This window comes from Halalkalicoccus paucihalophilus (assembly GCF_001593955.1).
GTDB lineage: Archaea > Halobacteriota > Halobacteria > Halobacteriales > Halalkalicoccaceae > Halalkalicoccus > Halalkalicoccus paucihalophilus.
The window spans coordinates 40,936-65,757 of record NZ_LTAZ01000002.1; the positions used below are offsets into that span (position 1 = coordinate 40,936).

31 protein-coding genes, 1 tRNA gene and 1 pseudogene are annotated in these 24,822 nt (G+C 65.8%); 18 read left to right on the forward strand and 15 right to left on the reverse strand.

Annotation, left to right across the window (positions count from 1 at the left end):
- The first annotated feature begins 96 nt into the window (after positions 1-96).
- The 6 genes from HAPAU_RS03205 (at position 97) to HAPAU_RS03230 (ending at position 5,481) form a co-directional block, all read left to right on the forward strand.
- A complete protein-coding gene (locus HAPAU_RS03205) occupies positions 97-645 on the forward strand; it encodes a DUF6789 family protein (protein WP_066379542.1) in 549 nt (182 codons plus the stop codon).
- A gap of 101 nt (positions 646-746) precedes the next feature.
- A complete protein-coding gene (locus HAPAU_RS03210; protein ID WP_066379544.1) occupies positions 747-1,484 on the forward strand; it encodes a DICT sensory domain-containing protein in 738 nt (245 codons plus the stop codon).
- A 127-nt stretch (positions 1,485-1,611) separates the two neighbouring features.
- Positions 1,612-3,516 (forward strand): 2-oxoacid:acceptor oxidoreductase subunit alpha, encoded by a 1,905-nt coding sequence (locus HAPAU_RS03215; RefSeq protein ID WP_066379546.1) that lies wholly within the window; start codon positions 1,612-1,614, stop codon positions 3,514-3,516.
- Positions 3,517-3,520: 4 nt separating this feature from the next.
- Positions 3,521-4,456: a thiamine pyrophosphate-dependent enzyme gene (locus HAPAU_RS03220; protein WP_066379547.1), complete on the forward strand. Its 936-nt coding sequence runs from the start codon at positions 3,521-3,523 to the stop codon at positions 4,454-4,456.
- Between the two features lie 94 nt (positions 4,457-4,550).
- Positions 4,551-4,979, forward strand: a complete 429-nt coding sequence (lrpA1, locus tag HAPAU_RS03225) for an HTH-type transcriptional regulator LrpA1 (protein ID WP_066379550.1) — start codon at positions 4,551-4,553, stop codon at positions 4,977-4,979.
- A gap of 28 nt (positions 4,980-5,007) precedes the next feature.
- Positions 5,008-5,481, forward strand: coding sequence for an SRPBCC family protein (locus HAPAU_RS03230; protein ID WP_066379551.1), 474 nt, complete (start codon positions 5,008-5,010; stop codon positions 5,479-5,481).
- On the opposite strand, the gene HAPAU_RS03235 is transcribed toward HAPAU_RS03230, so the two are convergent.
- Positions 5,478-5,891: a hypothetical protein gene (locus HAPAU_RS03235; RefSeq protein WP_066379554.1), complete on the reverse strand. Its 414-nt coding sequence runs from the start codon at positions 5,889-5,891 to the stop codon at positions 5,478-5,480. The two genes, HAPAU_RS03230 and HAPAU_RS03235, sit on opposite strands and share 4 nt — an antisense overlap.
- A 152-nt stretch (positions 5,892-6,043) precedes the next feature.
- Between HAPAU_RS03235 and purD the strand changes: the two genes are divergently transcribed.
- From purD to HAPAU_RS03255, 4 genes are read left to right on the forward strand one after another with little or no spacing between them, the layout of a single operon-like run.
- The gene (gene purD, locus HAPAU_RS03240; RefSeq protein ID WP_066379557.1) at positions 6,044-7,420 is read left to right on the forward strand and encodes a phosphoribosylamine--glycine ligase; all 1,377 of its coding nucleotides are present in this window, start codon (positions 6,044-6,046) and stop codon (positions 7,418-7,420) included.
- 51 nt (positions 7,421-7,471) lie between these two features.
- Entirely contained in the window at positions 7,472-8,995 is a 1,524-nt protein-coding gene (locus HAPAU_RS03245) for an FAD-dependent oxidoreductase (RefSeq protein WP_066379560.1), read from the forward strand.
- A gap of 50 nt (positions 8,996-9,045) precedes the next feature.
- Positions 9,046-9,234 carry a hypothetical protein gene (locus HAPAU_RS03250; RefSeq protein ID WP_066379563.1) on the forward strand — a complete coding sequence of 63 codons (189 nt, stop codon included), beginning with the start codon at positions 9,046-9,048 and terminating at the stop codon, positions 9,232-9,234.
- Between the two features lie 39 nt (positions 9,235-9,273).
- Entirely contained in the window at positions 9,274-9,780 is a 507-nt protein-coding gene (locus tag HAPAU_RS03255; protein ID WP_066379565.1) for an acyltransferase, read from the forward strand.
- 69 nt (positions 9,781-9,849) lie between these two features.
- Here the strand turns inward: HAPAU_RS03255 and HAPAU_RS03260 are convergent, their stop codons facing one another.
- Both HAPAU_RS03260 and dacZ read right to left on the reverse strand, forming a co-directional pair.
- On the reverse strand, positions 9,850-10,611 hold the full coding sequence (locus HAPAU_RS03260) for a mechanosensitive ion channel domain-containing protein (protein ID WP_066379566.1): 762 nt from the start codon (positions 10,609-10,611) through the stop codon (positions 9,850-9,852).
- 1 nt (position 10,612) lies between these two features.
- Entirely contained in the window at positions 10,613-11,428 is an 816-nt protein-coding gene (dacZ, locus tag HAPAU_RS03265) for a diadenylate cyclase DacZ (RefSeq protein ID WP_066379567.1), read from the reverse strand.
- Positions 11,429-11,547: 119 nt separating this feature from the next.
- On the opposite strand from dacZ, the gene HAPAU_RS21530 reads away from it, so the two are divergent.
- The 4 genes and pseudogenes from HAPAU_RS21530 to HAPAU_RS03280 all read left to right on the forward strand — a co-directional run bounded on the left by HAPAU_RS21530 (position 11,548) and on the right by HAPAU_RS03280 (position 14,133).
- A complete protein-coding gene (locus HAPAU_RS21530) occupies positions 11,548-11,697 on the forward strand; it encodes a hypothetical protein (RefSeq protein ID WP_169802613.1) in 150 nt (49 codons plus the stop codon).
- A gap of 130 nt (positions 11,698-11,827) precedes the next feature.
- Positions 11,828-12,828: pseudogene (locus HAPAU_RS03270) on the forward strand (thiamine pyrophosphate-dependent dehydrogenase E1 component subunit alpha); the annotation flags it as partial.
- Positions 12,829-12,838: 10 nt separating this feature from the next.
- Positions 12,839-13,870 (forward strand): alpha-ketoacid dehydrogenase subunit beta, encoded by a 1,032-nt coding sequence (locus tag HAPAU_RS03275; RefSeq protein ID WP_066379568.1) that lies wholly within the window; start codon positions 12,839-12,841, stop codon positions 13,868-13,870.
- Positions 13,867-14,133: a lipoyl domain-containing protein gene (locus HAPAU_RS03280; RefSeq protein ID WP_066379571.1), complete on the forward strand. Its 267-nt coding sequence runs from the start codon at positions 13,867-13,869 to the stop codon at positions 14,131-14,133. Before HAPAU_RS03275 ends, HAPAU_RS03280 begins: the two co-directional genes overlap by 4 nt.
- Positions 14,134-14,356: 223 nt before the next feature.
- Here the strand turns inward: HAPAU_RS03280 and HAPAU_RS03285 are convergent.
- Both HAPAU_RS03285 and HAPAU_RS03290 read right to left on the reverse strand, forming a co-directional pair.
- Positions 14,357-14,441, reverse strand: a tRNA-Leu gene (locus tag HAPAU_RS03285).
- 70 nt (positions 14,442-14,511) lie between these two features.
- Positions 14,512-15,195 carry a haloacid dehalogenase type II gene (locus HAPAU_RS03290; RefSeq protein WP_066379702.1) on the reverse strand — a complete coding sequence of 228 codons (684 nt, stop codon included), beginning with the start codon at positions 15,193-15,195 and terminating at the stop codon, positions 14,512-14,514.
- Positions 15,196-15,324: 129 nt separating this feature from the next.
- Between HAPAU_RS03290 and HAPAU_RS03295 the strand changes: the two genes are divergently transcribed.
- The gene (locus tag HAPAU_RS03295; protein WP_066379573.1) at positions 15,325-15,633 is read left to right on the forward strand and encodes a cyclin; all 309 of its coding nucleotides are present in this window, start codon (positions 15,325-15,327) and stop codon (positions 15,631-15,633) included.
- An 11-nt stretch (positions 15,634-15,644) separates the two neighbouring features.
- Here HAPAU_RS03295 and HAPAU_RS03300 read toward each other — a convergent pair whose 3' ends face one another.
- From HAPAU_RS03300 to HAPAU_RS03320, 5 genes are all read right to left on the reverse strand, one after another.
- Entirely contained in the window at positions 15,645-16,133 is a 489-nt protein-coding gene (locus HAPAU_RS03300; protein ID WP_066379575.1) for a phosphopantetheine adenylyltransferase, read from the reverse strand.
- Between the two features lie 42 nt (positions 16,134-16,175).
- Entirely contained in the window at positions 16,176-16,760 is a 585-nt protein-coding gene (locus HAPAU_RS03305) for a winged helix-turn-helix domain-containing protein (protein ID WP_066379578.1), read from the reverse strand.
- 45 nt (positions 16,761-16,805) lie between these two features.
- Positions 16,806-17,891: a glutamate--cysteine ligase gene (locus HAPAU_RS03310; protein WP_066379580.1), complete on the reverse strand. Its 1,086-nt coding sequence runs from the start codon at positions 17,889-17,891 to the stop codon at positions 16,806-16,808.
- A 73-nt stretch (positions 17,892-17,964) separates the two neighbouring features.
- Positions 17,965-18,594 carry a fibrillarin-like rRNA/tRNA 2'-O-methyltransferase gene (locus HAPAU_RS03315; protein WP_066379583.1) on the reverse strand — a complete coding sequence of 210 codons (630 nt, stop codon included), beginning with the start codon at positions 18,592-18,594 and terminating at the stop codon, positions 17,965-17,967.
- A complete protein-coding gene (locus tag HAPAU_RS03320; protein WP_066379585.1) occupies positions 18,591-19,421 on the reverse strand; it encodes an NOP5/NOP56 family protein in 831 nt (276 codons plus the stop codon). Before HAPAU_RS03320 ends, HAPAU_RS03315 begins: the two co-directional genes overlap by 4 nt.
- A 67-nt stretch (positions 19,422-19,488) precedes the next feature.
- Between HAPAU_RS03320 and arsN2 the strand changes: the two genes are divergently transcribed.
- Entirely contained in the window at positions 19,489-19,908 is a 420-nt protein-coding gene (gene arsN2, locus HAPAU_RS03325) for an arsenic resistance N-acetyltransferase ArsN2 (RefSeq protein WP_066379587.1), read from the forward strand.
- On the opposite strand, the gene paaE is transcribed toward arsN2, so the two are convergent.
- From paaE to paaA, 5 genes are read right to left on the reverse strand one after another with little or no spacing between them, the layout of a single operon-like run.
- Entirely contained in the window at positions 19,909-20,082 is a 174-nt protein-coding gene (gene paaE / locus HAPAU_RS21535; RefSeq protein WP_169802614.1) for a 1,2-phenylacetyl-CoA epoxidase subunit PaaE, read from the reverse strand.
- Positions 20,079-20,498, reverse strand: a complete 420-nt coding sequence (gene paaD, locus HAPAU_RS03330) for a 1,2-phenylacetyl-CoA epoxidase subunit PaaD (RefSeq protein ID WP_066379588.1) — start codon at positions 20,496-20,498, stop codon at positions 20,079-20,081. The genes paaE and paaD overlap by 4 nt, the downstream gene beginning before the upstream one ends.
- The gene (gene paaC, locus HAPAU_RS03335; protein ID WP_066379597.1) at positions 20,495-21,271 is read right to left on the reverse strand and encodes a 1,2-phenylacetyl-CoA epoxidase subunit PaaC; all 777 of its coding nucleotides are present in this window, start codon (positions 21,269-21,271) and stop codon (positions 20,495-20,497) included. The genes paaD and paaC overlap by 4 nt, the downstream gene beginning before the upstream one ends.
- Entirely contained in the window at positions 21,268-21,588 is a 321-nt protein-coding gene (gene paaB, locus HAPAU_RS03340) for a 1,2-phenylacetyl-CoA epoxidase subunit PaaB (protein ID WP_066379598.1), read from the reverse strand. Before paaB ends, paaC begins: the two co-directional genes overlap by 4 nt.
- A 1-nt stretch (position 21,589) precedes the next feature.
- Positions 21,590-22,528, reverse strand: a complete 939-nt coding sequence (gene paaA / locus HAPAU_RS03345; RefSeq protein WP_066379600.1) for a 1,2-phenylacetyl-CoA epoxidase subunit PaaA — start codon at positions 22,526-22,528, stop codon at positions 21,590-21,592.
- An 82-nt stretch (positions 22,529-22,610) separates the two neighbouring features.
- On the opposite strand from paaA, the gene HAPAU_RS03350 reads away from it, so the two are divergent.
- Both HAPAU_RS03350 and HAPAU_RS03355 read left to right on the forward strand, forming a co-directional pair.
- Positions 22,611-23,264, forward strand: coding sequence for a helix-turn-helix domain-containing protein (locus tag HAPAU_RS03350; RefSeq protein WP_066379609.1), 654 nt, complete (start codon positions 22,611-22,613; stop codon positions 23,262-23,264).
- Between the two features lie 45 nt (positions 23,265-23,309).
- On the forward strand, positions 23,310-24,815 hold the full coding sequence (locus HAPAU_RS03355; protein ID WP_066379612.1) for an ATP-binding protein: 1,506 nt from the start codon (positions 23,310-23,312) through the stop codon (positions 24,813-24,815).
- The last annotated feature ends 7 nt before the right edge of the window (positions 24,816-24,822 follow it).

A 24,822-nucleotide genomic window follows, 5' to 3' on the forward strand; every position in this document is an offset into this window, starting at 1 on the left:
CCGACAGGGCGTTCGGACGAGGATCGGGTCACGTCCGAGTCCGATAGAATGACAGTTCACCAATAGCTTATGCCGACTGGCGTGGTAGTTAGTATCATGAACGATCCGACGTCCGGGGTGAACGACCAGGCAAACGGGAAGGAGCTCGATCCAGTACTCGGCGAGGAGCGGTCGAGCGGACTCGAGGAGTTCGATTCGGTGTTCGGTATCGTCGCCGACGGACTGGTCGGTGCGGCGGGCGGACTGGTCGGGACGGCGACGATGACGGTGGTCTTGCTCATCGCTGAGTCGATCGGGGCGTTCTCGCGCGAGTCGTTCGCTCAACTCGCACTGTTGATCGGCCTCGAAGGATTCCTGCCCCCCGTCGCGCTCGGCTATCTCGTCTTCCTTCTGGGGGGAATGTTCCCGTGGCCGTTGCTCTTTGCCTCGCTCAAGGAGTACCTGCCGGGCGGACGCGACCCGCTGAAGGGCGTCGTTTTCGGGACGGTCCTCTGGACGGGGTTCGTTCTCGCCTTCTACGTCGACTACACGGGGCTGGCGCTCGTCGCGTACGCCGTGTTGACGCTCGTCGCCCACTGGACGTACGGCTTCGCGCTCGGATCGGTCTTCGAGTACCTCTCGACGCGTCCCGACTCGTTGGTCTGAGTCCCGTTCCAGAGATCAACCCGTCGTCCCGTCGGTTCGAGCGATCGAAACAGTCGTACAAACGGTACGTAAATGTCGCTGCCGGCCGTCCCATTAGTCGGATGTCGCTCACCGAACTCATCGCGGGGGTCGAGGCCCACGAGACGACGCTGACCGTCTATAACGCCGAGGAAGCCGTGACCGACCTCCGCGAACGGTTCGCTGACAGGAACCTCACCGTCGAGGTCGGCACGGCAACAGGTGGTCCCGACCGGTTCGCCGTTCTCAGTCGCAGCGGGGAGTGCGTCTCGGCGACGGGGATCGAGGCCCTACTCGCGGATCCGGACGCCGAACAAGCGGGTTTCCAAAGCGATCCCTACCGCCCGATCCTCGACCATCTCGACGAGACGCTGTTTACTTCCTACGACCGGGGGGAGATGCTCGCGGCCTCCCGCGAGATCGAGGACCGGGCGTGGCGGGTCGGGAGGGGCGAACTCCACGCGGGCTTCCAGCGCCTCTCGACGCTCCGCCCCCAGTTGGAGACCTATCGTGCCCTCGGAAAGCACGACGGGCTGACCGTCCACACCTACGGGGTGCCCGACGCCGAGATCCGGACTCGGGGGGCGTTCCTCGTCCACGCCGAGGAAAGCGAGGAGATCGCCACCTCGTGGTTCGTCGCCTTCGACGGGGACGGCCTCGACGGGAGTGCGTGTGCATTGCTCGCAGAGGAGCGCTTACCGGGCGAGTTCTACGGCTTTTGGACCTACGACCCCGACACGGTCAGGTACGTTATCGATCACCTGTCCGCGACGTATCTCCCGACCGACGTCGGCGATGGGAACTCGGAACCCCAGCCGTAGATCGCGCGTGATCGGCGGAGAGAAGCCCCGAATCCTTCATTATCGATGCTTGCTAATTGATGGCAAAGGCTTTACTTTGCCCCAATCGAACTGTCTCCAATGGCCCATCCGGGCCGGGATTTCACATATGGCAGACAACGAACTCATCTGGCGAATCGCGGGGGGTTCCGGGGACGGGATCGACTCGACGAGCCAGAACTTCGCAAAAGCCCTGATGCGCTCGGGGCTCAACGTATTCACGCATCGACACTACCCCTCACGGATTCGGGGCGGTCACACGTACGTCGAGATCCGAGCGAGCGACGAGGTCGTCGATTCCCGGGGGGACGGCTACAACTTCCTGCTCGCACTGGGTGACTCCTTCGCACGCAACCCGAAGGAGAACGCCTACTACGGCAACGAGGAGGTCAAACCACTCAGCGAGAACCTCGACGAACTCCGCGAGGGCGGGATCATCGTCTACGACTCCGGACTCTTGGACGCAAGCGAGATTCCCGACTTCGAGGAGCGAGCAGAGGAAAACGACTGGCACGTCTTCGACATCGACCTCCGGAGCATGGCCCGCGAACACGGTCGCGAGATCATGCGCAACACGGCGGGTATCGGCGTCACCGCCGCGCTCCTCGAGATGGACCTCGACGAGATCGAGAACCTCATGGAGAACGCGATGCCCGAGAAGATCCTCGAGCCCAACCGGACGATCCTCCACGAGGCCTACGAGATGGTCAACGAGGAGTACGAGTTCGACCACGACCTGCGGGTCCCGACGGGCGAGCACGAGGAGGAACAGGTCCTGATTTCGGGCTCGAACGGCGTCGCCTACGGCGCGCTCGACGAGGGCTGTCGGTTCATCGCGGGCTATCCGATGACCCCGTGGACCGACGTTTTCACGATCATGTCCCAACACCTCCCGAAATTCGGAGGTATCTCCGAGCAGGTCGAAGACGAGATCGCCGCCGCGGCGCTCGCACTCGGCGCGTCCCATGCCGGCGTCAAGGCCATGTCCGGCTCTTCCGGTGGTGGATTCGCCCTGATGAGCGAGCCACTGGGCCTCGCCGAGATGTCTGAGACGCCGATCGTCCTCGTTGAAGCGATGCGTGCGGGCCCCTCGACGGGCCTGCCCACCAAACCCGAACAGGGAGACCTCGAACACATCCTCTATACGAGTCAGGGCGACTCCTGTCGGGTCGTCTTCGCACCGGGCACGCCCCAGGAGGCCTACGAGCAGACGCGGACGGCCTTCGAGATGGCGTACAACTACCAGATCCCGGCGATCGTCGTGATCGACCAGAAGCTCTCGGGGGAGAACCAGAACGTCCCCGCGAGCGCGTTCGACCGCGACCCGAACCCGTCGCTGGGACCGACGCTCACCGAGGCGCAACTCGAAGACGCCCCACACGACCCCTCGGGCATCTTCCAGCGCTTCAGCCACGACGACCCCGAGGACGACGGGGTCCGACCGCGCTCGCTGCCCGGTCAGAAGAGGGGACGCTTCCTCGTGACCGGCAACGAGCACAACGAGTCGGGCCACATCGAGGAGGACCCCGACAACCGGATCACGCAGATGGACCTGCGGATGAAGAAACTCGAGTCCATTCGGGAGGACCTCGACAGCGACCCCGAGACCTCAAACCAGACGTACTTCGGCCCCGACGAGGCCGACTACGGCATCGTCACGTGGGGGTCGAGTCAGGGCGCGGTCCGCGAGGCCGTCGAACGCCTCAACGACGACGGCCACTCGGTCAAAGCGATCGGCGTCAGCGACCTGATGCCCTTCGCCGAGAAGGAGGTCACGGAGTTCTTAGAGAGCGTCGACGAGGCGCTCGTCGTCGAGATGAACGCCACGGCGCAGTTCCGCGGGCTGACCCAGCGCGAACTCGGCCAGTTCGGCGAGAAGCTGACGAGCCTGCTGAAGTACGACGGAAACCCGTTCGAGCCGGCCGAGGTCGTCGAAGGCTTCGAGATCCAGATCGCCGGCAACGAGGAGGCACCGACCGCGAACACCAGACTCGAACCGGCGGTAAGCGATTAAGACAATGAGTGCATTCAACGCAATCGGAGAGGAGCGAGAGATCGACCGCGAGGAGTTCACGCCGGGTATTGAGCCCCAGCCGACGTGGTGTCCGGGCTGTGGCGACTTCGGCGTGCTCAAATCGCTGAAACAGGCCCTGCCCGAAGTGGGCCGCACCCCCGAGGAGACGCTGCTGGTGACGGGGATCGGCTGTTCGGGCAAGCTCAACAGCTACCTCGATTCGTATGGCTTCCACACCATCCACGGGCGCTCGCTTCCCGTGGCGCGAGCGGCGAAACTCGCAAACCCCGGCCTCGAAGTGATCGCCGCCGGCGGCGACGGCGACGGCTACGGGATCGGCGGGAACCACTTCATGCATACCGCCCGGGAGAACCACGATATGACCTACATCGTGTTCAACAACGAGATCTTCGGCCTGACGAAGGGCCAGACCTCGCCCACAAGCCCCAAAGGTCACAAATCGAAGACCCAGCCGAGCGGCTCGGCGAAGGACCCCATCCGTCCGCTCTCGCTGTCGCTGACCTCCGGAGCCTCCTACATCGCCCGGACCGCGGCGGTCAACCCCAACCAGGCAAAGGAGATCCTGAAGGAGGCGATGGAGCACGACGGCTTCGCGCACGTCGACTTCCTCACCCAGTGTCCGACCTGGAACAAGGACGCAAAACAGTACGTCCCGTACATCGACGTTCAGGAGTCCGACGATTACGACTTCGACGTCCACGACCGCCAAGAGGCCCAGGAGATGATGTACGAGACGGAGAACGTCCTGAAGGAGGGAACGGTGCTGACGGGACGGTTCTACGTCGACGAGGATCGTCCCTCCTATCAGGAGGAGAAACAGGCGATCGGCGAGATGCCCGAGGAACCGCTCGCCGAACGGTACTTCGACGACGACTACGAGTGGGAACGAAGCTACGACCTGCTCGACCGGCACCGTTGAGGACCGGTATCGGTTCCGGTAGCCGACGTTGTGTCATGCGCTATATCGATTGTCGGTTCGCAAGGTATTTTTTCCCGGACGCGAAAGAGCGAGTGTGGCGACGAACTCGACATCGGATCGGATCCTCGCCGTCCTCGAGGAGGACGCGCAAGCGTCGTACGCGGAGATCGCACGCCGGGCGGGCGTCTCGAAGCCAACAGTACGGAAATACATCGACCAGTTGGAGTCCGACGGCGTGATCGTCGGTTACTCCGCGGACGTCGACCCGAAGAAGCTCTCGGGGCGCTCGATCGCGCTCGTGGGCATCGATGTCGAGAGCGAACGCTACGTCGAGGCGACGCGCGCACTTGGCGAGATCGAGGCGGTCGAGGCGCTGTACTCCTCCTCCGGCGATCACATGCTGATGGCCGAGGTCCGCGCGACCGACGGCAACGCGGTCGGCGAGATCATCAGCGAGGAGATCCTTTCCGTCGACGGCGTGACAGCCGCCCATCCCTCCTTCCTGCAGGAACGGCTCAAGTAGTTTTAGGCGTCCGGACCCTACGCCCGGTATGGCGACCTACGAGCGCGAGACGCACGTCGAGGCCTCGCTCGAAGACGTCTGGGAGTTTCACTCGCGAGTGAGCGGTCTCGAAGCACTTACTCCGGGCTGGATGGGGCTTTCCGTTCGGGAGGTCCGTGGACCCGATGGCGAGCGAAATCCCGAGATCCTCGAGGCGGCTGCAGAGATCGATATGGAACTCCGTCCGCTCGGCGGGCCGGCCCAGTCGTGGACCTCGGTCATCACCGAGCGCGCGGAAAGCGACGAGCGGGCGCTGTTCAAAGACGAGATGCGCGGTGGCCCCTTCTCACGGTGGGCTCACGTCCACCAGTTCCGCCGCGACGGGGAGGGGACGCGCCTGCGCGATACGGTTCACTACGAACTGCCCGGACTCACCCGTCCGGCCTCGCCGCTCGCGGTCGTCGGCTTCGAGCCCATGTTCCGGTATCGCCACCAAAAGACGAAGGAACTGCTCGAAGCCTAACGAAGTTCGACTTCGAGGATCTCCTCGGGGCGCTCGCCGCACCTGACGTACCGTTTCGGATCGCGTTCGATGGCGAAGACGGCGAGTCGAAGAACGAGCCTCCCCGAGGGGAGCGACGCGCGCAACACGGGTCCCGTGCCCGTGATCACTACGTAGGGCGGGGCGGCGACGGGCGGTGCGGGCAGCGGTTCCCCGAGGACCTCGGCTCCGGTCGCGAGCAGTGCCGGATACCCCTCTCGAAGCCCCGCGTGTTCGAGGAGGGCCGAGAGCGGTTCGACGACCGCCTCGCGTCGGGTCGCCGGGCCATCCCACGAGGCGGCGACGGCGTCGGCGGCTTCGATCGTCGCCGCCAGCGGTTCGGAACGGGTCGCGAGCAGGCGCTCGCGGATCCGGCGTTCGGTGTCGTTCACGGGCCGAGCGTCACGCGCCCACCGGTAACGGCTGTCGGTTCGATCCGGCAGGCGGTTTTTCACCGTCGAGACGGTCCGCCGAGTCGAACGCCCCGTCGGTCACTCGACGCGGAAAGGGAATCTTTACCCCGTGGCCCGCGCGTCTCTCAGCCATGTCAGAGACCGTGTTGCTGGTCGGCGGCGGCGGACGCGAACACGCCATCGCACGGGCGCTCGAAGGGAGCGACTGTGACCTCTATGCGTGTGCGGACAACCGGAACCCGGGGATCGCCCGAATCGCCGCGGGGTTCGAGACGCTCGATACGACGAACACGAGCGCCGTGCGGACCTATGCCGAGGAGGTCGGCGCGACGCTTGCCGCCATCGGTCCGGAGGCGGCCCTGCAGGCGGGCGTGGCGGACGCTCTCGCCGAGGCGGGCGTCTATCCGTTCGGGCCGAGCGCCGAGGCCGCACGCATCGAGACGGACAAGGCCTACCAGCGCCGGTTCATGCGCGAACACGACATCTCCGGCTGTCCGGCGTTCGAGACCTTCGAGGACACCGAGGCGGCCTGTGAGTACATCGACTCTTCGAGTACTGATCTCGCCGTGAAACCCGCGGGGCTGACCGGCGGCAAGGGCGTGAAGGTCATCGGGGATCAGGTGACCAAGGAGGGGGCGAAGGAGTACCTCCGGGAGGAGGGGTACGAGAGAGTCGTCCTCGAAGAACGGTTCGTCGGCGAGGAGTTCACCGTGCAGGGGCTCGTCGCGAACGGCTCTCTCAGAGTCACTCCAGCGGTTCAGGACCACAAGCGCGCCTACGAGGGCGACGAGGGGCCCAATACGGGCGGGATGGGCTCGTACAGCGACGCGGGACTCGAACTACCCTTCATGAGCGAGGACGAGTATCGCGAAGCCGTCGGGATCCTCGACGAGACGGTCGCGGCACTGGGCGACTATACGGGCGTTCTCTACGGGCAGTTCATGCTCACGGCGGAGGGTGTCAAGGTCGTCGAGTTCAACGCCCGCTTCGGCGACCCCGAGGCGATGAACACCCTCCCGGTGATGAACACGGACTTCCTCGACGTACTCGTGGCCGCCCGCGAGGGGGATGCCCTGCCTCAACTGTCGTTCGCCCCCCGCGCGACCGTCTGTAAGTACGCCGTTCCCGAGGGATATCCGGAGGAGCCACAGGGAGATACACGGATCACCATCGACGAGGAGAGCGTGGCGCGGGCGGGGCGCGCTACGGGACAATCGAGCGGAGAGGGCAGTGACGAACCGCGAGAGAGCGTGGCGCGGGCGGCAGCCGAGGGCGGCGAGGCACAGCTGTTTTACGCGAGTGTGGACGACCGCGAGGACGGCATTTACACCACGACCTCGCGCGCCTTCGCGGTCGTGGGGATCGCAGGGAGCATCGCGGAGGCCGAGACGATCGCCGAGGACGCCCTCTCGGGAGCGACCGAGGGCGTCAGGATTCGCCACGACATCGGCACCGAGGAACTGGTCCGCTCGCGGATCGACCACATGAGCGACCTCCGCGGCGAGTAGCCCGGCGAGTGCAGGCGCAACGACGAGGATGCCTCCCGTGATGGTTCGTTCATGGACGATCACGGACGAACCCGCGACGAGTCGCCGTGGCTCGCGACCACCGACGGGCCGCGATTCTCCCCGTTGGACGGGGATCGAACCATCGAGGTCGCGGTGATCGGCGCGGGCATCGCGGGGCTCTCGACTGCGATTCACCTCGCCGAGGGCGGCGAGAGCGTGGCGGTGATCGAACGCGACCGGGTCGGGGCGGCCGTGACGGGCCACACCACCGCGAAGGTCACCTCCCAACACGGCCTGAAGTACGACCACCTGATCGATACCGTCGGCGAGGAGCGCGCCCGCCAGTACGCCGAGGCGAACGGGGACGCTCTAGAGGAGGTCGCCGACCGGAGTGCCGGATTCGACGCCGAGTTCGAGCGGACCGACGCCTATGTCTACGCCGACGACGCCGAGGGCCGCGAGCAGGTCCGCAAGGAGGCGCGGGCGGCCGAACGGTTGGGACTGCCCGCCGAGTTCGTCGAAAGAGAGGAGGTCGACCTCCCCTACGAGACGGCTGGCGCGGTCCGTTTTTCGGAACAGGGTCAGTTCCACCCTCGGAAGTACGTCCTCGGGCTGGCAGAACGGGTCGAGGACGAGGGGGGTGCGGTCTTCGAGGAGACCCGGGCAACGGACCTCGAGGTGGGCGAGCCCTGTGAGGTCAAGACCGAGGTCGGGACCCTCACTGCTGACCACGTCGTCTGTGCAACCCACTTCCCGGTGTTCGACCGCGGTGGCTACTTCGCGCGGATGAAGACCAAACGCTCGCACGTGATCGGGGTCAGGGTTGCGGGCGACCTCCCAAAGAGGATGTATTACAAGGCGGGCGACCCCTACCGCTCGATCCGCGTTCACCGATTGGACGGCGAACCGCTGGTCCTCGTGGGCGGGGAGAACCACGAGACGGGCCAGGGGGGCTCGACGAGCGAGCGCTACGACCGCCTCGAGGAGTTCGCCCGCGGGACCTTCGACGTCGAGGAGGTCGAGTACCGCTGGTCGACACAGGACTACAAGACCTTCGACGGGGTGCCCTATATCGGCCGGCTCGGGCCTGTCGGCGAGAACGCCTCCGTCGCGACCGGCTTCGGCGGCTGGGGAATGACCGGCGGCGTCGCGGCCGGACGGATACTTTCGGGACTGATCCGCGACGGCGAACACCCACATCAGGAGGTGTTCTCGCCCGCGCGGGTGAACGGCGAGTCCGCGAAGTCGTTTCTCACCCACAACGCCGAGGTCGGCGCGAACTTCACGGCCGACTGGGCGCGCTCCCTGTTCGCTGGTGAAGAGGCGAGGCTCCGCGCCGGCGACGGGACGGTCGTAAGAACCGACGACGGGCCGGTCGGCATCTCCCGATCCGAGTCGGGCGAACTGAACGCCGTTTCTGCCGTCTGCCCGCACATGAAGTGTGTGCTCCGGTGGAACGACGGCGAGGCCAGTTGGGATTGTCCCTGTCACGGCTCGCGCTTCACCCCCGAAGGCCGGGTACTCGACGGGCCGGCGATCGAGGACCTGCCGCGCCGGGCGGCGCGTGAAAAGTGATGGCACCTGACGGCCCCACGTTTTCAGGCGTGGCCGATCTCCCCTCAGCTATGAGTGAAGACGACGAGCAGGCCTACGGAAGCAACGACGTGAAAGACGAGGACGGACAGTACGGCGGCACCGAGGACGGTGGCGACGAGAAGCGAAGCGCCGGCGGCGAGACGGACGAGCGAGAGGAGAACGACGAGGAGGATGGGGACGAGGAGGCGCTCGGACAGGACGAGACCGACCCCGAGTAATCACGCTAGTTCAAGGGACGCTCGGGCCTACAAGGGAGCGTGAGCGACGACACCCCGCCCCGCCACGACCGCGTGACCCGCCATCCCTCCCCCGGCAGCGCGAACTCGCTGTGGCACTGGCCCGACGCGCGCCACCCCCTTCGAGTCGCGCTCAACTACCTCGCCATCGTTCTGGCGCGCCACTCGCCGAGCCTCAGGCTGAAGAACTGGCTGCTCAGGCGGATCGGCGTCACCGTAGGGCGGGGCGTCTCGTGGGGGCTCGAATCGACCCCCGACGTCTTCTGGCCTGATCTCGTCACCGTGGAAGACGACGCGATCATCGGCTACGACGCGACCCTGCTGTGCCACGAGTTCCTGCAGGACGAGTATCGGACGGGACCCGTTCGAGTGGGCGAGCGGGCCATGATCGGTGCGGGCGCGGTCGTCCTACCCGGTGTCGAGATCGGTGCGGACGCGAGCGTCGCCGCGAACTCGCTCGTGACCGAAGACGTCCCGCCGGGGGCGACCGCCGTCGGCGTCCCCGCGGCGATCCGCACCGAGGACTGACGGTCCGAGTCGGACCGTCAGCGGGGACGATGTCGAACGGGTCGGTCCCCTCGGTGTCAACGGTCGGGATCACGGGAGGCGCTTGCTCGCGCCCTCCTCGAACACCGTCCGGTTGGGGACGATGTACTCGGTGCCGTCGTCCTCGATGCGGGTGACGAACAGTTCGATCTCCTGAACCACGCCCGCTCGATCGCCGATCTGCACCCGATCGCCGATCCCGTAGGGTTCGTTCAGGAACAGATAGAGTCCGGCGACCCCCGAGGCCAGCAGGTCGCGGCCCGCGATCCCGCCGAGGAAGACCAGCCCGAAGACGTAGACGGCGAGCAGGACGAGCAGGGCGTTGGTGGCGATCCCGAGTTGGCCGAGCGCGATGAGGACAGCGACGTAGATGACGCTGTATTTCGCGACCGTCCCGATCAGGCCGACCTCAGGGAACTTGACGCCGCGCAGGCGTTCGTTGAACAGCACTTCGACCTTGTCGCCGGCGATGATACCGACGATGATCACGAACAGCGCGATGAACGCGCGAGGGAGCAACCACGTGAGTTCGGCGAAGAGGACGCTCACGTCGAGGACGCCCGCGACGTAGAGCGCGAACAGGAGACCAACGCCGTAGATGAACCACGAACTCAGTCGCGAGACCACCGAGACGGTCGAACTCCCCAGCCCCTGGGCGGTCCGCTCGAAGGCCGTTCCCTCGACGGCGGTGCCGACGCCGATGGCGGTCAGCACCCGCTTGGTGAACTGGCCGAAGACGTACCCGAGGGCGACGATCCCGACGAACACGACGAGCGCGAGCACCAGCGGTTCGCGCAGGATCGAGACCTGCATCTCAGTACTCCTCCGGATCGATCTCGAGGATGAGGTTCCCGCCCTTGAACGCCCGGACCAGCCCGTCCGACTCCGAGAGGACGATCGAGGTGGCGTTCGTATCGCGCGTGATCGCCCCGCCGGCCATGTGGCGCGCGCCGAGTCCCTTCGGGATGTCGATCCCTTTCGCGTCGGGTTCGAGGTAGCGGTACGCGGAGACGATCTTGCCCGAATCCGAGATGACAAAGGCGCCGTCGAGCCGGGAGAACTCCTTGAGCATCACGTTGACGATCGGGTCGCCGACGTGGACGTGGGACTTCTCGAAGGGGTTGTACGAGAGCGGGCGTGACTTGTTCATCACGTTGCCCGCATCGCCGACGACGAACAACGCGCCCACGGGCTTTCCCTTCTGGCCCTTCTTGCCCAGATCGATCGCGACCTCCAGCACGCTCCGGATCACCTCGGGTTCGGCCCGGGAGTTGACGAACAGGTCGTAGAGATCGGAGTGGACCGATTCGGCGGCGCGCACCCGCGAGACGGTGTCGATCTCCTCGTCGAAGACGCTCGTCGCACAGATCACGACGTCTCCCTCCTCGATGTAGCCGTCGCCGACGGCCGCGCCGATCCCGAACTCGACGAGATCCGTGATGTCGGTAAACTCGAGAGGGATCTCGACGAAGGCGTCGGCGTCGACCCCGTTTTCGGTGCCCACGACGATCACGTCGAGGTCGATATCGGCATCGACGAAGCGCTCGTAGAGCGAGCCGGTCGGCGAAAAGAGTGCGACCGCATCCGCGTTCTCGACGATGTCGGAGAGGAGCTCGGAGACAGTGTCCATTATCCAAAGACACTCCGCGAGCGCGAAAAAGCGTTGTGGGACGCCTCAGCCAGTCCGACGGGTGGCTGACGGGCTCCTGCCGAACGCTTTTGAGCAGAGACCGCCAACTGACGAGTACCATGGTTGCCCTACTCGCGATCGTCAAGAAGGCGGCGACGTTCGGCTACAAGAGATACGGCGTTCCCGGCGCGCTCGTCTCGGCCGTGCTCGCCCTCGCGGGATACCGATTCGTCAAAAAGGCGTTGAGCGGGTCGAAGAAGGCGAACTGAACCGTCATCGGTGGCTGTAGAACGAGCGGCCCGAATCCAACGGTTTCGTGACCTGAACGGTAACTATACTATCGTCCGTAACGAGTTCGTATCGGGACCCACAATGGTAGCTGCTACCGTACTACAGTCCATGTTCGAGGACATGGTGACGGCCCGATACTACGAGGAGCGCCTTCAGGAGGAGTACCTAGAGGGAAAACAGCCCGCGTTCGACATCTCTGCGGGGCCGATCCCCGGAGAGTTGCACCTCGCGGCCGGCCACGAGGCCGCCGCGGCCGGGGTCTGTCGGCACCTCCACGAGGACGACGTAGTGACGGCGCCGCATCGACCCCACCACGTCGCCATCGCGAGGGGCGTCGATCTGAATCGGATGACCGCTGAGATCTTCGGCCGGGAGACGGGACTGAGCAGCGGCAAGGGCGGGCACATGCACCTGTTCGACCCCGAGGTCAACTTCGCGTGCAGCGGCATCATCGCCCAAGGCTGTCCACCGGCGGTCGGGGCGGGACTCGCCGCGAAGCGGCGAAACACCGACAGCCTGGCGGTCGCCTTCCTCGGTGAGGGCGCGATCAGTCAGGGGCCTTTCTCGAATCGCTCAACCTCGCGGCGGTTCACGACCTGCCGGTCGTCTTCGTGATCGAGGACAACGACTGGGCGATCAGCATGCCCAAGGACCGCGTGACCGACGTCGCCGACGGTTCCCGCCGGGCGGGCGGGTTCGACATGCCGGGCGTCCGCGTCGAGTGCGACGACGCCGTGGCGGTCCACGACGCCGTGAGGGAGGCGATCGGACGTGCGAGGGACGGCAACGGCCCGACGCTGCTGGAGGTACAGGTCCACAGACGGATGGGCCACTTCATGGGCGATCCCCAGAGCTACCGGCCCGACGAGGACAGCGAGGCCGCACAGAACCGGGACTCGATCGAGCGCCTCGCCGCTGATCTCCGAGATCGGGGCGTCGACGAGGGGGCGCTTGAGGAGATCCGCGAGGAGGCTCGCGAGCGCGTCGACGAGGCCATCGGGTGGGCGAAAGAGCAACCCGAACCCGAGCCCGACGCGGCCTACGAGGACGTCTTCGTCAACCCGCCGTCGGGCGTGACGACCGAGGAACCGACCCACGAGCTCGCCGGGGTGACGACTGATGGCGCAGGAAGAACGACAGCAGGCGATCGAACGGGAACTGACGATGAGCCGCGCGATGGTCGAGGCGATCGCCCACGAGATGCGCGCGCACGACGAAGTCTTCTACATGGGCGAGGACGTCGCCGACTACGGCGGCATCTTCGACTCAACCGAGGGCCTGCTCTCCGAGTTCGGTCACGATCGGGTCATGGACATCCCGATCAGCGAGACGGCCTACCTCGGTGCGGCCGTCGGCGCCGCTCAACACGGAATGCGCCCGATCGCTGAGCTGATGTTCGTCGACTTCTTCGGCGTCGCGATGGACCAGATCTACAACCAGATGGCGAAGAATACCTACATGAGCGGCGGGGCGGTGAACGTCCCGATGGTCCTGACCGCAGCGGTGGGTGGGACCTACAACGACGCCGCCCAGCACTCCCAGACGCTCTACGGTACCTTCGCCCATATGCCGGGGATGAAGGTCGTCGTCCCCTCGACGGCCTACGACGCGAAGGGGCTGATGCACAACGCGATCCGAGACGACGACCCGGTGGTGTACATGTTCCACAAGCGCCTGATGGGGATCGGGTGGATGCCCGCCCCCGACGGGCCCAAAACCCCGGTCCCCGAGGAGGACTACACCATTCCCTTCGGAAGCGCCGACGTCAAACGCGAGGGCGGGGACGTCACCGTCGTCACGCTGGGTCTGCACGTCCACCGGGCGCTCGAGGCCGCCGAGAGACTCGCTGAGGACGGTATCGACACGGAGGTGATCGACCTCCGAACGCTTGTGCCCCTCGATACGGAGACGGTCCGCGAATCCGTCGCGAAGACGGGTCGGCTGGTCGTCGTCGACGAGGACTACCGCTCGTTCGGCGTCACCGGAGAAATCGTCGCCCGCGTGGCCGAGGGGTCGCTCTCGGATCTGGAGGCCGTCGAGCGCGTCGCCGTCCCGGACGTGCCGATCCCCTACGCGCGCCCGATGGAGGGCAAAGTCATCCCAGGCGTCGAGGACATCGAGACCGCCGTCCGAAACGTCGACTCGAAATGAGCGCGAGCGACGACCGCGTGGCCGTCGAGGCCGCCGCCGCCGTCTGGCCCGACGACGTCGACGAGGAGGAGGGTGTCGTCGTCAACTGGTTCGCGCGGGAAGGGCGGATCGTCACCGAGGGCGAACCCGTCTGCGAGATCCAGATCGAGAAGGTCGACGTCGACGTGCCGGCACCAGTCGGTGGCGAACTCGTCGAGATCGTCCTCGCGGAGGACGCCGAGTGTACCCGCGACTCGATCCTCGGGTGGATCGACCCCGAGTGATAGGGTTGACGAAGCGAGATCGGGTTCGAACGCCTCGTGGCAGACCTGCTTTTGGTCCAGCTTTTACTGCGCTCGTTCACTTCGCTCACTCGCTGGCAAAAGCTGGATGCGGGGATCGGATTTGAACAACGCCCGAGAACCCGCTCGCTTCGCTCGCGGAACCTCAGTCTAATTCAAACCCTCGTGCGATTGCTGCCGCTTACGATTTTGCTCGCGGCAGCAATGCGCGGGACCGGATTTGAACCGGCGGACCCCTACGGGACAGCGTCCTAAGCGCTGCGCCTTTGGCCTAGCTCGGCAACCCGCGCGCATCCCTCACTTCCGGCGAGCAAACCAAAAACCCGTCGCTGTTCACTCGATCCTCCCGCTTCGATTCCCCTAGAGACCCAGCGCCTCGACCAGGTCGTCGAAGCGCTCGATCACCAGATCCGGTTCGCCGCCGAAGGGTTCCCACGGCGACCCCTTCCGGTCGACCCACACCGACTGCATTCCGGCGTGGGCCGCCCCCATCACGTCGAACCATCCCGCGGTGACGTGCGCGATCTCGTCGATGGGGGTTCCCGTCCGTGCCGCGGCGTGGCGATAGAGGTCGGCGGCCGGTTTGAACGTCCGGATCTCGTCGGCACTGATCGTGTCCGCGAGGAGATCGCCGATCTCGGCGTGTTCAACCATCGAATCGAGCATTTCTGGATTGCCGTTCGAGACGACGTAGGGGTCGAATCCCCCATTACGGAGGCGCTCGATGCCCTCGCGGACGTCGTCGAACACATCGAGTTCGTGATACACCGCGAGGATCTCGTCGCGCTCCTCGGTCGAGAGGTCGACCCCGTGGGCGTCGAGGGCATACTGGAGCGCATCGCGGTTCATCTCGTAGAACGGTTGGTAGGCGTCGATCTGGTTCGCGACGAACGTGTATTCGAGCGAACGGGCCCGCCAGAGCTTCGAGACCGGCTCGGGATCGTCGACGCGCTCTTTGAGGGCGACTTCGGCGGCATCGACGTCGACCAGCGTGCTGTAGGAGTCGAACGTGACCGTCGTGACGCGCTCGGGGTCGAACGACATACCGGAGGGGACGCGGGCCATCCCCATAATTCCCGCGTCGCTTCCGTGAAACGGGGCGAAGCGAGGGGAGGGCAGGACGAACGAGGGGGTGGTCAGACGGTTTAAATCCGGTGACGACCAATCCCCTCCGTGTACCGCGCGAGCGACCGGTTACAGAACGAGTGCTGGCTTGCTGACCTCGGGCGAGCGGCCGACGAACTCGATCTCGGGAGCGACGTCCGCTCGGTCGCGGAGGACCTCTTCCTCTCGACGGCTCCCGACGCCGAGCGGTCGAAACCCGCCGCGATCGCCGCGAGCCTCTACGCCGGGGGATTGATCGCGGGCGACCGCCGCTCGCAGGGAGCGGTCGCGGAGGCGGTGGGCGTGACCCGACTGACCGTCCAGAACCGATGGAAGCCGCTTCTCGAAGAGGCGGGTCTCGATCCGCCGACGTGGTGAGTGGGTGCTGGCTATCGCGTCCGACCGCGCCCCTCGCGCTCGGGTGTGAGGGCGCCGTGTTCGTCGATCTCGCCGTCGACGATCCGCGTACTCGAGATGATGTCGTCGTCCTCGGCACGCAGGTGATCGACGACGACGAGTTCGAGGGGATCATGGCCCCGCTCGCGTCGGCGGTCGTTGATGCGTTCGCCGCCCTCGATCGTCTCGGGGGAGACGACCAGCGCGTCGAAGCGGGGCTGGGTGGCGATACCCGTCGGTTCCTCGAGTTTCAGTACCTCGTACTCGCGACCGTGCTCGTCGGCGAGCGCCGCGAGTTCGGCCTCGAGGTCGGCCTTTCGCTCCTCGAAGGGTCGGACGTAGCGGTCCTCTCGACGGGTCTTGGGTGCGAGTTCATCGCTCGTGAGGCCGACGGTAACGTCACCGAGTTCGAACGCGCGCTCGAAAAGGGCGCGATGGCCGTCGTGTACGGGGTCGAACGTCCCACCCAGCGCAACCTGCATACCGGGGCGATGTGATCCGGTGGCTTAGTGGCTTCGGAACGGCTACTCGTCGGTCCGCTCGGTGTCGTCTTCGGGATCCTCCGCTACTCCAGTCCGCTCGTCGTCACCGGCGTTAGCGTCCGCGGATTCGTCGGTGTCGTCGACGGTGATAGTGATCGGCCTGCTCGTCTCGTCCTCGCGCTCGTCCTCCGTGAGGTACTGATCGAGGTTGAACACCGTGTTGAGTTCGTCCTGGACCTGATGGACGATTCCGCCGACGAGTTCGCTGGGTGCGATCGCGGTGTACTCGTAGGGGTTGTTGCCCGCACCCTCGCTTTCGCGCTTCTCCCGGGAGACGTTGCCCTCCTCGTTGAGTTCCGCGAGCGCCTCGCGGACGGTGCTTGGGTACAGCCCGGTCCCCGAGGCGATCTCCTCGCTCGTCGAACCGGGGTACTGGCGCAGATAGACGTAGATCCGCGCCCGGGTTTCCGTGTCGAGCACCCACGCCAACAGGTCGACGATCCCCTTATCGAACTCCTCGACCGCGCGATCCGCCCCCTCCCCGATACGGGTTCTCGCGTCCGTTCCGTCCTCCGAGTCGACCGTTACCGGGATCTCCTCGCCGTCCTCCGAGTCGTTTTCGGACATGTCCTCTCTGGAAGGACGAAAGCCGGCCCCGGTAAAAAGTCTTGTCTACAGGACGAGCGACTCGTAGAGCGCCTCGGGACCCGATTCCTCACGGATCCGACGCTGACGCGCCGACCCGCTCTCGGCGTCGTAGATCCGCCCGATACCCTCGACTCCGAGGCGGTCACACTCCCGGTCGACGACCTCACCCAGCGAGACGGTTCCCGACAGGTCCCGGTCGATGAAGGAGGCCTCGTGACCGGAGCGCATCGCGCGCCACTTGTTCTCGTCGAGGAGTTCCCGGCGGTGGTCGTACCCCGCGGCCTGCGGGTCCGCGCGGTCCTCGTAGCGTTCCGCGAGGTCCACTACTAGCGCGTGGACGTACTCGACGAACGCCAGCACGCGCTCGGGGTCGGCCTGCCCGTCCGGGGTGCGGACCTCGACGGTGCCGTGATCGGAGTGGGGTCGCACGTCGTACCAGAGTTCGCCCCGGTCGTTGATCGACCCCTGCTCGACCATCAGGCGCTCGAAGGCGGCGAACTCCTCGAAGTCCGAAAAGCCGGTCGGCATCCCGGTGTTCGGTAGCCCCTCGAATATCTTCGCCCGTGCCGAGGCCAGCCCCGTGTCGAAGCCGTTCCAGTAGGGGGAATTGGCCGACAGCGCGAGCATAATGGGTAAAAACCAGCGGACCTCGTTTGCGATCCAGGTCGCCTTGTCGGCGTCGTCGACCCCGACGTGGACGTGCAGGCCTGCGGTGGTGTTTCGGTGCTGGGGGTACTGTATCCGGTCGAGTTGGGAGCGATAGCGGGGTTTCTCGGCGTGGTCGAGTTCGCGCCACTTCGCGGTGGGGTGCAGACCGGCGGCGGCGATCCGATAGCCGTGTTCTTCCGCATAGCCGACGAGCGTTTCCCGGACCTCGCCGAGGACCTCGCCGGCCTCCGAAAGCGACCCGATGACGGGTGTCTGGGTCTCGATCACGCATTTGAACAGCTCGTGATCGAGCCGGTCCTCGAGGATTCCGGGGGGTTCGTTCGCGTAGACCAGTTCGTCGGTGCCCGAAACGGGTCGGCCCGACTCGTCGACGACGAAAAATTCCTCTTCGATCCCCAAGGTGCCCATCCGCACGAAGTTCTCGGCCGAACCCGTCTCCATCGGAACCGGGTTCGGCCCCCGCGAATAAATAGCCCCTGTTATAGCCTCACGCGAGCACCGACCGCGACCGAAGCTACCGCGACCGGGCGACCACCGCGAGGTGATCCTCGTGATAGGGCTCCATTCGCTCGGTTTCAAGGATCTCGTACCCTTTCGAGAGTCGATCCAACACGTCCGGAAACACGTCCTCGGGATCGCGGGTCACGTCCTCGCTTCGGGCCTTGATCGCCGCGAGCAGTCGCCCCTCGTCGGCGAGGAACTCCCGATTGCGAAGCGCCACGTCGGCTTGCCCGCGCGTCGCCACGTCCTGGATCACGGCGTCGACGTCGCGTTCGACGACGTGGGCGTAGGTCTCTGGCTTCCGGGCGTCCTTCAGCAGAGGGAAGAGGTTTTTTCGATCTTCGGCGACGCCCACCAGATCCCGCACGGGGCGGGGCGCGAACTCGACGGCGTAGGTCGGCCCCGAGAAGTCCGCGACGTGGCTCACGGTCGTACCGCTTGCGGCCCCGAGATAGAGGACTGTAGGTTCGTCGGGGACACCGGGATCCATCCCCGTTTCGAGCATTGCACCCAGTTTCGATCGGGTGGGGTCCCACGCGCGCCATCCGTCCTCAACCGGCTCGCCGTAGACGGGCGTCCCTCGTGTGGCGAGGCGCTCTCGCCCGTCGATCTCGCGGCGCTCGATTCCTGCGGGAAGGCTCATGACTCCTCCCGCGCCCGGATGGTCGCGATACGCTCGTCGAGTTCGGCGTCGAGTTCGGGCCGGCGATCCCCCGCGTAGTGGTCGACCCGAGCGGCGATGGTGAGCTTTCCGGCGAGCGCGCGGGCGGCCGAGCCCCGGTCCTCGGGACGGGTCCCGTGAACGTACTCGTGGGTGTAGATGATCCCGTGTTTCGGCGAGGGTGCGTGCCCTCGGAGATGCGCGAACAGCGCCTCTTCCGCACCGAGTACCTGCAGCGTCCCGCTCGGTTTCTTCGCCAACTCGCCCAACCCGCCGGCCAGGGCGATCAGGCGCGCCGCCAACACGGGCCCCGCGAGCGCCGCGAGGTTCGGCGCGATGGTCGGCGTGGCTCGCTCGATGAACTCCCGCAGCGCGTCGGCCTCGTTGGCCAACCCAGAAACCCGCGACGCCAGCGCGATCGCACGTTCCTCGACCGGCGTCTCAGCCTCACGGTCGGCCAGCCCGCGGGCGTACTCGATTCCAGTACCCGACTCCGAGAAGAGGCTGCCGCCCCACTCCCCCACCCGCTCTGCGAGTTCGTTCGCCACTCGATCCGCGTCGTCCATCGCCCTCACGGCGTGAACGAGTTGGGCGTCGTCGGCGCGTTCGCGTTCGCGGACCTCCGCCCGGGCGGCCCCGAGCGTCGCTTCGTGGAGGCGCTCGTAATACTCCTCGTCGTCGGAAGCGAACCCGCTCTCGACGGCCACCGCCGGCCACTCCTCGGGAGCGTCGGCGCTCCCCTCCCGAACCGCGCGAGCGGCTCCCTCGCGGTCGTCGGGATCGATATCGGCGAACCATCCCTTGCTCATGGGGCCGCCTACTCCTCGAATCGGGTAAACCCCTCCGACTTATGGGTCCTAGCAGCGAATTCGGAGCATGGAACTCGTCGCCGCGAACGGGAGCAACCGCGAATACGCCGTTTCGCTGCTCGAAGCGAGCGGCCTCCCGATCGACCTCGACGGAGCCGAGGTCTACGTCGCCCGCAGGGGCGGGAACCGCGTCGGCTGTGGTGGTCTCGAAGTCCACGGGTCCGACGCCCTGTTGCGATCGATCGCCGTCGATTCCGTGGTCCGTGGCGAGGGCTACGGAAGCGAGATCACCGACCGGCTGTGTGCGATCGCCGCCGATCGGGGCGTCTCGGGGCTCTACCTGCTGACGACGACTGCAGCGGGGTTTTTCGAGAACCGGAGTTTCGAGCGGATCGACCGGGAGCGGGTTCCCGACCCCATCGCGCGGACGAGCCAGTTCACGACGACGTGTCCCGCGAGTGCGACCTGTATGCGCCGCGTCCGCTAACTACGCCATCCGTTCGAAGGGCTCCTCGCAACCGTGACAGAAGTGCATCGACCGACAGAGCGACGGCCCCTTCGGGTGTTCACGCTCGGTATCGGTCGACCCGCAGTAAGGACACTCCGCGGGGCCTGCCCCGTCCGCCTCGCCGGTCGTAACGCTTGGATCGAGTCGCCTCATATGCTGAGCCCGAACTCCCGGAGATCCTCCTTTCCAGCCTCGCTCACCATCTCGAGGGTCCACTCGGGGCTCCAGACGAGGCTTACCTCGGCCGAATCGATTCCTTCCGCTGTGGCGGCAGCCTCGCGGATATCTCCTTTGAGCATCGAGCGGGCCGGACAGCCGGTGTAAGTGAGCGTCATCGTCACGACAGCGTTCGTCTTTCCGTCGATCTCCCCGATTCGAACCCCGTAGATCAGCCCCAGATCCACGACGCTGATCGGCATCTCGGGGTCCTCCACCGCGGAGAGCGCGTCCCATACCCGTCGCTCGATCCCCGTCGCGTCCTCACCCGTCTTCGGGAACTCCTCGTGGCCCTCGCCCGATACGTAGTCGGTATACGCACACGCGGTCGGGCTCGGTCGCTCGCTGCTCACGCACCCTCACCCCGGAGTCGGGTCGGCTGGTCGAAGCCGAGTTCGTGATAGGTGCTCGTGAAGGACTCGTGGAGGTCGAACCAGTCGGCGGTATGCGAGCCGTCCCGTCCACGGACCTCGGGACGCTCGACCTCCTCGGGTTCGGGCACGGAGAGACCGAGCGACTCGAGATACGGGATCGTGATCTCGAACCACTCCTCGCGGAGGTCGAAAAGCGACTCGGTGCGCAGCCCCTCCGAGACGATCTCGCGCTCGTTCTCGCCGGGTTCGAACAGCGACAGGGCGTGCGGAAAGAGCCGATCGAGCGCCGCCTGCACGCGCTCGCGGCTCTCGCCTTCCGAGAGGCGTTCGAGCCAGCTCTGGGCGTGCTCGCGGTGGTAGCCCTCCTCCGAGAGGACCTTCCCCACCCGGGAGGCGATCGCCGGCTCGCTCGAATCGACCAGCGCCTCCAGCCGCAGGCGTTCGGCGGTGTCATAAAGGTAGCTTCGGACGACGGGATCGGCCCAGTCACCCTCCTCGAAAGCGAGTTCGCACAGCGTGCTGTGGCGGAAGTCCTCGGGAGCACGCTCCCACAGGAGGTTTTTCTCCTCGTAGCCCCGTTCTTCGAGGAGGTCGTACCACAGACGGGCGTGGCCGAACTCGTCCTGTGCGATGTTCGCCAAGGCGAGGTCGGACTCGATAGTCGGCGCGTAGATCTGCCACTCGGTATAGCGTTCGGCGATCACGTACTCGTCGTCCGCGAGCCGAAACAGCAGTTCGTCTGTGGGCGTCATAGCTCCTCCCTCGCTTTGGCGGCTTCTCGCTGTTCGTCCTCGCTCTGTTCGACCTCGGCGGCGAAACTCGCGTCCACTCTATTATAGGTCATCGCCCAGCGATACGCCTTGTCCGTGCTCCCGCCGAAGGTCGCCTCGTCCGAGTCGACTTCGCTCACTTCCTCCTGCGGGACGACCCACAGGCTGTTGGTCTGCATCCGCCGCCCGTGTTGGATCTGGGCGAACAGCTTCGCCATCTCCCGGTCCGGCGCGTGCACGTTTCCACAGTGGGTGTGGTACTTCCCCGGTTTCGCCTGTCTGAACACTTCCCAGATCATGTCAATCGGCCGCCTGCGGCGTTTCTTGACTCGTCTCCCACGCGTCCATCGACTCGCGCACCCACGCCACCGCCTCGTGGCGCCGTCTGCGCGATCCGATCTGCTCGGCGCTCCTCTCGTAGTCGTTTTTCGCGATCGTCCAGAACTCCTCCCAGTCCAGGTCGTCGTACTCGAGTTCGTATCTCCCGGAGTGCTCGTCGTACTCGATCCGCGGCGTATCCGGAAGCTCCAGTCCATACTTCTCGGCTTTCGGGATGTAGGCGTTCAAAAAGGCCTGCCGGAGCTCGTCGTTGCTCGTCGTCTTCAGGCCCACCTGCTGTGCGAAGTCGTTGTGTTTGCTGTCCTTGTTCGGCGGCCCGAAGAACTGGACGATCCGGGGCCACCACTCGTCGAACGTCTCCTGTACCCGTTCCCGGTTCGCCCGCGAACTGCCCATCAGTTCCCTGAGAATGTCCTCGCCGTGTTTGACGTGAAACCCCTCCTCGAAACACACCTTGTCCATCGCGTGGGCGTAGGGCTCCCAACTCGTCGCCTTCAACGTCGCCTGCCGGCGCATCGCCCCGCCGTCGACGAAGAAGTCGATCATCGGCGCCTCGTACCACGAGTCGACCGGGTAGTGAAAACAGTTCAAGAACTTCCCCTCGCCGCGCTCTAACTCCTCGAGCATCTCCTCGCGCGTCTTCACGCCCAGCGTCTCGGCGGCCCGATACAGCAGTTGGGCGTGGCCGATCTCGTCCTGTACCTTCGCCGTACACGCCAGTTTCCGGTCGAGGCTCGGCGCCTGCCTGGTAAACTGCTTGTCGAGGTACCCGCCCATCACCTCGCTGTTCGCGTGGAACTGGATCATCCGCGTCGCCGCCTTCCGATACTCCTCGGGCAAATCGTCCTTCGGGCTGAACGCCCGCGGGCCCGCGCGTTCTTTGAGTTCCTCGAGGTCCATAGTTCCTCATGGTCGTTCACACGCATACCGGTTCACCCGCACATAGACGGGACTTAAATATTAGTATCGGTAACGGAAGGCGATGATCGAGGAGTGTCTCGTCGTCGAGTTCCGGGTGATGGGCGACGACTGCCCGCTCGCACGGGCCACGCGGGAGGTTGAGGCACCCCTCGACTGTCGGCCGCCACAAGCCCGCCGCGACGGTAACGCGTTGCTCCGATTCAGCGTTCGTGGGGAGTACGAGGCGCTCGTCGAGCGCCTTGACGGAGACGGAGACATCCGATACCTGCACGTCTCGAACACCGATGGAATCGCGAACGTCCGGTGTCTCTCGAAACGGCCCTGCGTGATCCACCGCCTCGTGGACGCAGGATTCATGGTCGAATCGGTGCAGTACCGCGACGGAGTGGAGACCTATGTGGGGGCTGTCGTCGGCCACGACGTCCTCAGAGGGGTACTGGAGGCCGCAGGCGAGACGGTCGGGGTCACCTTAGAACGGGTCTCCCCGCTGGGAACGACCGACGACGCGCCGGTCGCGCGCCGGTGGGACCTCACCCTGGCTCAGGAGGCCGCCCTCGAGACGGCCCTCGAGATGGGCTACTTCGAGATCCCCCGCGACGCGACCGCGAGCGACGTGAGCGCCGAACTCGGGATCGGCAAGTCGGCGTTTCTCGAACGCCTTCGGCGTGGACAGACCGCGCTCTTTTCCCAGCTCTTCGGCGGCAACAGGAGTTAAGTAACGGAGCCGATAGTTCCCGGTAATGACCGTGCGAGGCAACGGATGAGCGAGGAACGAGTCGCAGTCGGCACCGAAAGCGAGGGTGGAACGCCGGTCGAAATGCCGGTCGTCCAACTCCTGACCGGCCGGGGATTCATCACCGGAAAGAGCGGGAGCGGGAAGTCAAACACCGCGAGCGTCGTCGTCGAGGAGCTGCTCGAAGCGGGCTATCCCGTCCTCATCGTCGACACCGACGGCGAATACTATGGACTCAAAGAGGAGTACGAACTGCTGCATGCCGGTGCCGACGAGGAGTGTGACATTCAGGTCGGACCGGAACACGCCGAGAAAGTAGCCGAACTCGCCCTCGAACAGAACGTCCCCACGATCCTCGACGTCTCGGGCTACCTCGACGAGACCGCGGCCGACGACCTCCTGCGCGAGACCGCCCGCCACCTCTTCGCCAAGGAGAAGAAACTCAAGAAGCCGTTCCTGCTCGTGGTCGAGGAGGTCCACGAGTACATCCCCGAGGGGGGCGGGATGGACGAGACGGGGAGAATGCTGATCAAGATCGGGAAACGCGGGCGGAAACACGGGCTGGGCATCGTCGGGATCAGCCAGCGGCCCGCCGACGTCAAAAAGGACTTCATCACGCAGGCGAACTGGCTCGTCTGGCATCGGTTGACGTGGGACAACGACACGAAGGTGGTCGGGCGGATCGTGGGAACCGAGTACGGCGACCGGGTGGCGGACCTCGACGCCGGCGAGGCCTTCCTCCAGACGGATTGGACCGACGGCGACGTCCGGAGAGTGCAGTTCAAGCGAAAGCGGACCTTCGATGCGGGCGCGACGCCGGGCCTCGACGACTTCGAGCGGCCCGAACTCAAGTCAGTCAGCGACGGCCTGGTCGGGGACCTCCAGTCGATCACCGAGGACCAACGGCGCGAACAGGAACGGGTCGCGGAGCTCGAACGCGAACTGGCCCGGCGGGACCGCCGGATCGAGCAGTTGGAACGGGAACTCGAATCGGCCCGCGACGTGAGCGAGGCGGCCCGACAGATGGCCGAGGCTCTCTCGGGCGAAACCTCTCTCGAACCCGCACAGGCGACGCTTCCCGACGTGGGGATGGACGAGGAACTCGAACGACTGCGCTCGGAGAACACCGCACTCGAAGCCGAGATCGAGGAGCTACGCGATCGATTTGACGATAGCGAAGTCGATGGAGAGGACGACCGATCACGGGACGAGGGGGTCGGCACTATCGAGGGGAGCGAGATGACGGACGATACAGAGGCAGCAGGGATCGCCGCCGAGATCGAGGCCGCGAGCCGGCGGTCGCTCTGTAGCGAGGCCCAGACGTGGGCCGTCATCGAGGCGCTCGCCGAACGCGAGGGCGCGACCGCCAGCGAGATCGGTGCCGAGGTCTCGGCACCGTTTCAGCACGTGTGGACGCTGCTCATGGAGCTTCGCGGGTGTTCGTGTGTCGAACGGGGATCGGACGGCGTGTACACGCTCTCGCCCGTCGCACGCGACCTCGTTCTCGAGAGCGCCGATCCGCTCTCGGTCTGAGGCGAGG